Annotated in this window: 9 protein-coding genes; all 9 read right to left on the reverse strand. The window is 58.9% G+C overall.

All coding sequences use genetic code 11. The features are described 5' to 3' along the window. Positions 1-90: 90 nt before the first annotated feature. A complete protein-coding gene (locus tag ACH2EH_RS21565; RefSeq protein ID WP_395144972.1) occupies positions 91-1,278 on the reverse strand; it encodes a glycosyltransferase in 1,188 nt (395 codons plus the stop codon). Beyond that, the gene (locus ACH2EH_RS21570; protein ID WP_395144974.1) at positions 1,275-2,489 is read right to left on the reverse strand and encodes a glycosyltransferase family 4 protein; all 1,215 of its coding nucleotides are present in this window, start codon (positions 2,487-2,489) and stop codon (positions 1,275-1,277) included. Before ACH2EH_RS21570 ends, ACH2EH_RS21565 begins: the two co-directional genes overlap by 4 nt. Before the next feature lie 13 nt (positions 2,490-2,502). Further along, complete coding sequence (locus ACH2EH_RS21575) at positions 2,503-3,606, reverse strand: glycosyltransferase family 4 protein (RefSeq protein WP_395144976.1); 1,104 nt, start codon at positions 3,604-3,606, stop codon at positions 2,503-2,505. Further along, complete coding sequence (locus tag ACH2EH_RS21580; RefSeq protein WP_395144978.1) at positions 3,603-4,436, reverse strand: glycosyltransferase family 2 protein; 834 nt, start codon at positions 4,434-4,436, stop codon at positions 3,603-3,605. The genes ACH2EH_RS21575 and ACH2EH_RS21580 overlap by 4 nt, the downstream gene beginning before the upstream one ends. Then, positions 4,433-6,091: an O-antigen ligase family protein gene (locus tag ACH2EH_RS21585; RefSeq protein WP_395144980.1), complete on the reverse strand. Its 1,659-nt coding sequence runs from the start codon at positions 6,089-6,091 to the stop codon at positions 4,433-4,435. The genes ACH2EH_RS21580 and ACH2EH_RS21585 overlap by 4 nt, the downstream gene beginning before the upstream one ends. After that, the gene (locus tag ACH2EH_RS21590; protein ID WP_395144982.1) at positions 6,088-7,263 is read right to left on the reverse strand and encodes a glycosyltransferase family 4 protein; all 1,176 of its coding nucleotides are present in this window, start codon (positions 7,261-7,263) and stop codon (positions 6,088-6,090) included. The genes ACH2EH_RS21585 and ACH2EH_RS21590 overlap by 4 nt, the downstream gene beginning before the upstream one ends. An 18-nt stretch (positions 7,264-7,281) precedes the next feature. Continuing rightward, positions 7,282-7,785, reverse strand: a complete 504-nt coding sequence (locus ACH2EH_RS21595; protein ID WP_395144984.1) for a nucleotidyl transferase AbiEii/AbiGii toxin family protein — start codon at positions 7,783-7,785, stop codon at positions 7,282-7,284. 232 nt (positions 7,786-8,017) lie between these two features. Then, positions 8,018-8,386 (reverse strand): hypothetical protein, encoded by a 369-nt coding sequence (locus tag ACH2EH_RS21600; protein ID WP_395144985.1) that lies wholly within the window; start codon positions 8,384-8,386, stop codon positions 8,018-8,020. A gap of 46 nt (positions 8,387-8,432) precedes the next feature. Further along, positions 8,433-8,763, reverse strand: a 331-nt coding sequence (locus ACH2EH_RS21605) for a hypothetical protein (RefSeq protein WP_395144987.1), incomplete at its 5' end; no start/stop codon positions are given.

Raw genomic sequence — 8,763 nt, forward strand, 5'->3', positions numbered from 1 at the left:
GCGAGGCGGTGGGAGCCGTCACGGGGACAGGGGGGGTGTAGACCTGGGTTTCCATTCTGATATGATCTCGTTCTTGTTTGTACACAGGGTTTACCACGCAGCTCCTGCTCGTGCATAAAGCTCGGTAAAGGCTTTTGCAGCACAGTCCCAGCGGTGATGCTTTTCCACAAACTGTCGGGCTGCCATCCCTGCCGCCTTCCGGCGCTCCGGCTCACGAAGGAGGCGTAGACACGCGGCCACAAATGCATCGTCTGATTCTGCAATGATTATGCCACCTTGGTGTGTTGCTTCAACGAGGGCACGGCCTGCTATGGGGCTACAGACAACGGGTTTGCCCATTGCCATGGCTTCTAATGCCTTGTTCTGAATACCCACTCCGATTTGGAGGGGGCAGATTGCAAGGGTTGATTTTGATAAATACGGGCGAATATCGTCCACATAGCCAGTTATAGTGATTGCTCTATCTACTGCCAGCGCCTGAATAGCCTTACTGGGTTCACTTCCTACAATTATCCAGCGGAGGTTAGGGTGTTCTGCTTTAAGTCGTGGCCACAGTCGGGCCGCGAACCAAAGAACCGCATTCTCATTAGCACGATAGCTCATTTTTCCACTGAAAACAAGTGTCTCCGACTCCGGGATTGTTTGGGGATTGGGTTGGAAGTACTCTGAATCCACCCCGTTGGGGATGACATGGATTTGAGGACGTGTTCCTAGGGCGCTCAGTGCCTCCGCATCAAATTGACTCGTGACCGCGATCTCATGATAGTCGGCGTAGGCGCAGGGCTCCCAGTGCCGCAGCTTGACGGACTCCTCCCAAGCCAGGAGCCGCTGTCCGATGTTAGCGCTTTGCTCGAACATCTGGCGCTGGAGTGCCGTGATGCAGTCTACGGCATCCAAGACACAGGGAAGGTCTCCCAAGGCCACCCGTACCGTGGCCGCTCGCAGGTGTTCGACGTGCGCGACATCGAATTGTTCCGTCTGAACGAGCTTCTGAACGGTTGAGATCAAAAGAGGGGTGTCGCAGTACGCGACCCAGAGTGGCTTGGGAGTCGGCAGGGCTGTCAGACACCGAAGATTCGCCTGACGACGCGGCAGTGGCACAAAGTAGGTGGCATCACAAAGATCGGTGAGCTCCGTGCGCAAGCTCTCCGACAGAGGAGCATCTTCCAAGGCAACCAGGGTAACTTTACACCCCAGGCGGACAAGCTGCCGTAGGAGCTGGTAGGTACGAACCCGAATCGGTGAGGGGAGATAGGGGGCGATAAAAAGCAGCTTCATGGGGCGAGTACCTCCGCATAGTAGCCGCGCAGGCGTGCCCCGATGGCGTCCCAGCCGTAGTGATTCTCCATTAGTGCGCGCCCTTTTTGGGCCAGGCGTGCGGACAGTACCGGATCAGAGAGCAATCGAAGCGTCGCCGCCACGAACTCGTCCGCCGTGTCTGCCAGGAGTATATGCTCGCCGTCTATCACCTCAATCCCTTCTGCCCCCACAGTCGTTGAGACCGTCGGCAGACCCATTGCCAGAGCGTTGAGAATCTTCACCCGCATCCCAGATCCTGAGCGCAAAGGCACAATAAAGGCTCCACAGTCTTGGCCATAGGGCCGGACATCTACCACGGAGCCTGTCACTGTCACGGCGGGGTTCGCAGCCAGTGCCTGGACTTCCGGTGTGGGCCTTGCTCCGACGATCATCAGCTGAGTGTTCGATTCTCTCTCCTGTATCTTCGGCAGAATCTCGCTGCAAAACCAGCACAAAGCATCAATATTTGGCGGCCAGTACATCGTGCCTATCGAGACTAGAGTCTTGGAGAGCGTCTTTCGGGTGCAGGCTTGAAAATACTGCGTGTCTACACCAATTGGCAGTGTCTTGATTCTACCCCGCTGAGCTCCTGCTAAATCCTCTAATGTCTCCCGGTCTTCGTCGGAGACCGACAGAGTGAGATCCGCGCGTCGCAGTGCCGCTTGCTCAAAGCGACGCAAGCGCTTCCACTCACCGTTGGCATAGAGCCTCCATGCAGGGTTTTTCGACGTCTGTGCGAGGCGCTGCGGGATGCGAAACTCCACATTGTGCTCATCTAGTATGATTTTTACACCGGGGGTTGCCTCCGGGACAAACTGCATCATCTGGAGGTGGTCTGTGTGAAGGGCGACGTAGCTCCCCGCTGCCAGCTCCCGTGCCACGGCTGCTCTGAGTGCTGGGGTATTGTCGCGCTGGACAATAAACGAGCGCCCCGTGACCAGAGCGCTGGCTGCCGCAAGAAGATTGGATAACTTCGTTCGATGCAGGGGGATCGTCTCCACCCCCAGGGCACAAAACTCCCGAAGCGGCTCCGCACTCTGGGCTTCGTCGGCCTTTCGGATCAGGGCGAGGAGTTTGATATCATAGGCGTGGGAGAGCTGTCGCAGGACATGGTACGACTTGATCTGCCCACCCCCCTCCAGCGGCCACGGAAGTAAGTGCGCCAGAAACAGCACGCGCGGCTTGCTCATGCCAGCTCCTCACTCATGCCGCCGCCACCTCACGCCAGAGAGCCACTGTTTTTTCGGCCATCGCACGGAGCGTGTAGAGAGCTGCTTGCCGACGGCCGCGCTCGCTGCACTGCGCTCCTAGCGTTGCCGGTTCCGTGAGCAAGCGGCGCACGGCGGCAGCGAGCTCCTGGGGGCTCTCAGGAGAGAAGTAGAGAGGTGCATCGCCTAGAACCTCCGGCATCGGAAGCGCATGGGAGCAGACAACGGGGGTTCCTGCCTGCATCGCCTCCAGCGGAGGCAAGCCAAAGCCCTCTAGCCGTGAGGGGAAGACAAACGCACCCGCGCTTGCGTAGGCGTCCGAGAGGGCTTGATTGTCGAGGTTCCGCAAGAGCTGGACATTTTTTAGGCCACGCCGTGCAATCGCTTCCTCAGCAGCGCTCGCCGTGTACGCCGAGGTGCAGACTAGCTTGAGTGTGGGAGAAAGGTCCGCCAGAAGCGGCAGAGCCGCATAGAGCGCCTCGATATTTTTGCGCGCATCGGGGGCGGCAATGGCGAGCAGGGTGTTGGGCTCACGCACGATTCCCGGGCAGGGAAGGGGCATTGTCAGGCCTATCGGGACAATCGGAAACCGCTCAGGTGCGCCTCCCAGCACGGAGGCAAGCTCCTGCGCCGCACCACGTGAGATCGTGAAGGTACGCGTCGCGGTGCGGGCTGAACGGCGCATGAGAGCGGCCCAGTAGCCGTTGAGTAGCCGCTGTCGCACAGAGCGCTGAAGTTTTTCCTCCCACGGATAGCGCTTGAGCAGCAGGGCGTCGTAGAGTAGCAGAACGGTTCTGGTCGAGATTCCTAAAGGCAAGTAATTGACGGTTCCATGGACGAGATCCGGGCGGTCTTTTTTTACTTGCTGGGCGAATCCGTAAAAATCGGTCTTGAGTCGTGACGGTGAGAGCGTCCGTGTTTCAAAAGGCAGCGTGGTTTCGAGAGGCCGATCTAAGTAGAGTAGAATTTCTATATCAGACGGAGCAAGCGCCGCGAGCCCGGACACCAGCGCACTCACGTAGGAGCGGTAACCGCCCGCCTGCGGGTGCGAGAGGGGGCGCGCATCAATGACAACCCGCAGGCGTTTCTCTGGCCTCACACTTTTCTCCGGAGGGGCGAGAGCAGATACCGGCCCGTAGCGATGGCGGAGGGAAGCAGGCCCGCAAGGGGACCCTTGGTTAATCCGAAGAAGCGTAGACTGGAGCGCCACATGCGCTGGCGAGTGGCTTTGGGGACGGCGCTGCTGGAGCCACCGCCCCGGTGAACGACGACCGATGCGGGCACGAGAAGTGTGGTGCCGCCCGTGACATACTTAAGACGGTGGCACCACTCGGTCTCCTCACTGTACATAAAAAACGCCTCATCCAGCAGGCCCGCTTGTTGCGCTGCCGTGGCGCGGACACAAAATACCGCACCACCCACCCAGTCGCAGGTAAAGGGCGCAAGGGTTTTTCGCGTGGCTTCCGTGCTGAGCAGCGCCTCGGTGTAGGGGCACTGGCTGCGATCCAGTGTGCCGGAGAGCTCGCTCCTGAAATCAGGGAAGCGCGCCCAGCTTTTCTGGAGTGTGCCATCGTTATTGAGCAGTAGAGCGCCCGCGACGGCGGCTTCGGGGTGGGAGTCTAGAGCCACAACCAGTGCCTCCAGGGCGCCCTTGGGAACCAGGGTGTCGGAGTTGAGCAGGAGCCAATAGCGGCCCGTTGCCTGTTTCAGCGCAAGATTATTGGCTTTCGCAAACCCTAAGTTCGCCCCCGTGCGGATCAGGATAACCCCAGGAAATTCGGTCTCGACGAGCTCGGCGCTGCCATCGGTGGAGGCGTTATCGGCGACAAACACCTCGGCATCAACACTCTGGATACTGGTCAGGCAGGCGCGAAGCAGCTCTTTTGTGTTCCAGGAGACGATCACAATCGAGAGGTCGCGCACTCTCATTGGTCGCCTTCGAGGGGGCGAACCCAGCGCGGCTGCGGACGGGGCCGGTCGGTTACTTTCCCGGTGAGACGATCCCAGCTCAGCCCATTGAGACGTGCGATCCCGATTCCCAGGCCAGCAAAGAGCCAGACATAGACCGTGCCGCCAAACGAGCCCATCCCGCCATTGTGATAGCTAGGAAAGATATAGTCGCCCAGGAACGCGGAGACAAAGAGCCCCCAGCAGCCTGCGTAGGTCGCCAGGAGCCACGGCTTCTCCCAGGTGCCCGCAGGCAGTGCACGCCAGTAGCGGTAGAGTGCCACCAGAGTCGCGACCTGGAGCCAGAGCTGGCTGAGGAGCCCGAGCCAGCCCAGCTCCGAGAGGGTTTGTGCGTAGGTGCCGTGCGCCGAGGTGAATGTGGTGGAGTTCCAGACCGCCGGGGAGCCGTAGTGAAGATTATAGTTCTTATAGTTGCCCAGCCCCACCCCGAGCGGGAACGCATCGGCATACTGAAAAGCGGCGCGGAGCATCCGGCTCCGGTCGTTCTCCAGAGCACCAATCGGCTCACCACGCAGAGTCGCTAGGCCCCAGTTCATGTGGCCGCCTTTGTAGAAGTTCATCTCGTAGAACTTGACCCAGAAGTAGTCGGACTTCACCAAGACAATCAGCGCGACAATGCCGACACCGATCCAGAAGAGCCGCCGGTTGGTGTTGTAGACCACAATTGCCAGTGTCAGTCCTCCTGCCAGCCAGCCCGAGACCCACTCTGCATTTCGGATAAATGCCCAGCCAAAGATCGCTAGGGCGATGCCCACCATCGCGCACTGCTGCCAGCGCTTTCCGATCCCTGCCAGCGCGAGTGCCATCAGCGCACCGACTGCAAGCATCTGAGGAAACGCGCCGTAGCCCTGACCGGGCACAAAAAGCGCCAGGCCCTGCGGGTGCTGCAGGTTGTTGGTGGTGCCCTGAAGCGAGAACAAAAAGAGCAGGACACCCGCAATGGGAAACATCGCTGCCAGCCGACTTTTATTTTCTCGCGTGACGGTGTTGGCGACCAGCAGGAGCCCTCCCAGTGCCAGTACCCGCAGAACCACTTCCATCAGGTTGACCGCCATCGGGGTGGCGCTGATCAGGCCACGCTCGATAGTACTGTCCGGAAAGAGCTGGCTGTGGAGCGTGGACCAGACACAGACAAAGAGATAGGCAAGAATCGGTGCATTAATAGGGGACTTATAGAGCCTCCCTTCTCGTCCGAAAAGCCGACGAAGCGCCCATGCTGCCAACAGAAAAACCAGCCCGAGCTGGCTCAAGGCAAGCCCCTGCTCCCCGCCGCCACTCTGCCCTTGGGCCAGACCCGGAGTTTTAAAGAGAAACCAGCAGAGTGCCAGAAAGACCATGATCCCCGCTTCCAGGTAGTTGGCGACGGTCACCACGGCGACAAGCCCGAGTACGACAATCGCGAGCCAGATCATTCCCTTAAGGCCCGCACCCGCTGCGAGAACTCCCCCCAGACCCAGCACGGCACCAATCACGGCCGCGCTTCCCAGGAGCTTGAGCTTCTGTTCGGCGCCGCTGGTGATCAGGTCGCGCACGGGCCGGTCGGAGTCATCCCTCCAGATCGTGGCTTCGTCGTTGAATCTGTCTCCTGACTTGCTGTCGTCTCTTGCCTTACTCATGATTTTCGTTGATGGAGGCACTCCTCCAGTTTGAGCACAATTGCATCCCAGTCGTAGCGGGCCTCTGCCAGTGTCCGGGCGCTCTGGGCTAGTGCCCGGCGTTTTTCCGGATCACGTAGCAGCGCGGCGGTCTGCTGGGCGAACCTTGTTGGCGTGTCGGCCATCAGGAGGTGCTCACCGTCCGTACTACCATCCAGCCCGGCTGCCCCAATCGTTGTCGCGACCACAGGAAGCCCTGCCGCCCACGCCTCTAGAATCTTTAGCCGCGTCCCCCCTCCCGCTCGGAGCGGCACCACACAGACCTGCGCGTCGGCCAGGACCGGCTGTAGCTGCGCAACAAAGCCCGTCAGTACTACCTGCGGATGTTGCCGCAGAGCCTCCGGTGCCGCGTCCGCATTTCCTGTCACAACCAAATGCGCCTCTGGGATTCTCTCTGTTATCTTCGGCAGGATTGCCTCCACAAACCAGAGTACCGCATCGCGATTGGGGCCGTAGGAGAGTGCGCCGTTGTAGAGGAGCCGCCCTGGCACTCCTGCGGGTTTTTCGCGAGGGGAGTACTCTTTCGTCGCGACTCCATTGGCAACGAGCGTCACGGGCTTGCCCGTAAGGGCTTCGACGGCGCGTGCCTCCGCCTCCGAGACCGCCGTGAGGCCGTGGTAGCGCCGAAGCCGCCTGCTCCAGTAGCGCTTGCCCTTTGTGTACGTCAGCCAGCGTGCCGTGCGTTCCCGTGGCGTAGCGGCTTGCCGCCACGCCTGCTCCAAGCCTGAGACTTCCACTTGATCTAAAAAAATGGGGCAGGGGAGCTGCTCTGGCAAGTAGGCATCGCTGCCCAGCTCCATCGCCAGCACGACATCGGGCTTCAGGGCGAGCTCACGCGCAATAGCCTCCACAAACGCCGGGTTAGATGTCTCCAGAATTGAGCGGGGCGTCGCTGAGAGTAGTGCTTGGAGCGCCCCGGATTTGCCCGTCGCGCCCGGCTGGTGCCAGAGCCAGGGAACTATCGTGGTGGGAATCTTGAGGGGAATCTCGCCGCTGCTGGCATCCTCTTGCCGCCCCACGATCAGGCGCACCTCGTGGCGCTCTGCCAGCCGCTGGATGAGGTGCCACGCCCGCAGGCGAGAGCCATTGTCGGGCGGATACGGAAACCAGGGGGAGACGATCAACAGACGCATTTCTGCCTCCATTGTCGGTCAGGCGACGACGGATTCTTCGTCTTCAATGATTTTTTTTAGGGCATAGAGCTCCATTAAGTGTCGCTCGTCTTTGGGGCGTCCTGCGGCTTTCTTCATCGCAATCAGATCGTCAATGGAGGCGACACGTATGGAAAAATCACCCAAGTCCATCACGTCAGCACGTTCCCAGAGCCCCTCGAAAGAATCTATTCCGGCAGGAAGAGGCAGGAGGTCAATAGGCCCAATATCTGTCTTCAAGTTGAGAAACCGAGTGCGTTGCAGCTTTTCTGCAGTGATAACGTAAGGCTCAAACGAGGTCCAACCCAGTGGTTTGGGATGAATCTGGTTCATCGTCTCCGCCAATTTTTGACGGTTTGTCTCATCCGGGGCGAAGCTGAAATCAATGTCGGTGGTGACATGTGCGCCCCCCTGTAGGATCAGTGCAATTCCTCCAACGATGACAAACTGAACGCCTGCTTCTTGAAGACGCTGAATGGCTACTTGAAATTGCGCGTCAAGCATGGCTGTGCCTCTTAGTAACGGCTCTGTGTCTCTCCCCAACGGAGCGGAGCCACAGCATTCCAGCGGTGCTTCTCTCAGCTTGGTGTAGACGTTCTAAGGGGGTGAGGCGACGGTTCTCTCTCAGCTGATCACGGCTAATGCCATTCTCATCCGGGTCGCCGTTGCCGCGTGCATTTAGCCATTCAATGATTTCGTCCTCTGTTTGCGGAACAGGCGTTTGCATGGCTTTATTCTACTCTGTTTTGGGGGCTTTTCGGGTACGTGGCTTTTTCTCACTCTCCCGGACACCACCCACTTGCTCGTACGGGGTGCTATCTTTGCCGTACTTGGCGGAGACCTTGGTAAGAATGCGCCCGCCCAGGGTGATATTGTACTCGCGCTCGGCGGCGGTGGCGGCATTGGCGAGGGCATCGGCCTCGGCGAGCTTGGCATTGTAGGCAGCGATAGCGGCCACGGCGGCGACGCGTTTGGCGGTGAGATTGGCCACGGAGACACCATCACCAAGATCAAGAGCCGGGTCAATTGCGGTCATTCCCGCGAGCCGGGAATCGGTGCTGCGCGTTGCAAGTGAGAGAGTTCGTCGTCGGAGTGCCATGTTCATTTGCCTTTCGGGAAGGAGTGTTTAGACTAAATATCTGTTTATTTTATCACAGGGAAGTTTTGTTTAGCCAGAAAGAAGAAGCCGGAGAACCTATGGAAGAAGCCATAAGCTTTATGGCTTTTTCTTTTTGTTCTCTGACTTCTTCTACTCGGTCTTTCGCAGGAGTCGGACAAAGAGAAATGCAATCAGTGCTGTGAAACCGATTGTCCCCATTAAGACCGAGGTCAGATAGCCTGGCCGGTATTGTGATGCGGAGTCCGAGTTCAGGGCCATGATTAGCATCGGAAGGCGAATCAGGTTGCCAAGCAACATCAGCCCAAGGATAATTAAACCAAAAATTCTCATCGTTTTTCTCTTTCTTTTTTACTCTGTTTTTT

The organism is Armatimonas sp. (assembly GCF_043760365.1).
Lineage (GTDB): Bacteria > Armatimonadota > Armatimonadia > Armatimonadales > Armatimonadaceae > Armatimonas.

Bases quoted from the DNA above. Each gene is read 5' to 3' on its own strand.
- ACH2EH_RS21600 (WP_395144985.1), bottom strand. From the start codon at position 8,386: ATGAACATGGCACTCCGACGACGAACTCTCTCACTTGCAACGCGCAGC.
- ACH2EH_RS21595 (WP_395144984.1), bottom strand. From the start codon at position 7,785: ATGCTTGACGCGCAATTTCAAGTAGCCATTCAGCGTCTTCAAGAAGCA.
- ACH2EH_RS21585 (WP_395144980.1), bottom strand. From the start codon at position 6,091: ATGAGTAAGGCAAGAGACGACAGCAAGTCAGGAGACAGATTCAACGAC.
- ACH2EH_RS21565 (WP_395144972.1), bottom strand. From the start codon at position 1,278: ATGAAGCTGCTTTTTATCGCCCCCTATCTCCCCTCACCGATTCGGGTT.
- ACH2EH_RS21590 (WP_395144982.1), bottom strand. From the start codon at position 7,263: ATGCGTCTGTTGATCGTCTCCCCCTGGTTTCCGTATCCGCCCGACAAT.
- ACH2EH_RS21570 (WP_395144974.1), bottom strand. From the start codon at position 2,489: ATGAGCAAGCCGCGCGTGCTGTTTCTGGCGCACTTACTTCCGTGGCCG.
- ACH2EH_RS21580 (WP_395144978.1), bottom strand. From the start codon at position 4,436: ATGAGAGTGCGCGACCTCTCGATTGTGATCGTCTCCTGGAACACAAAA.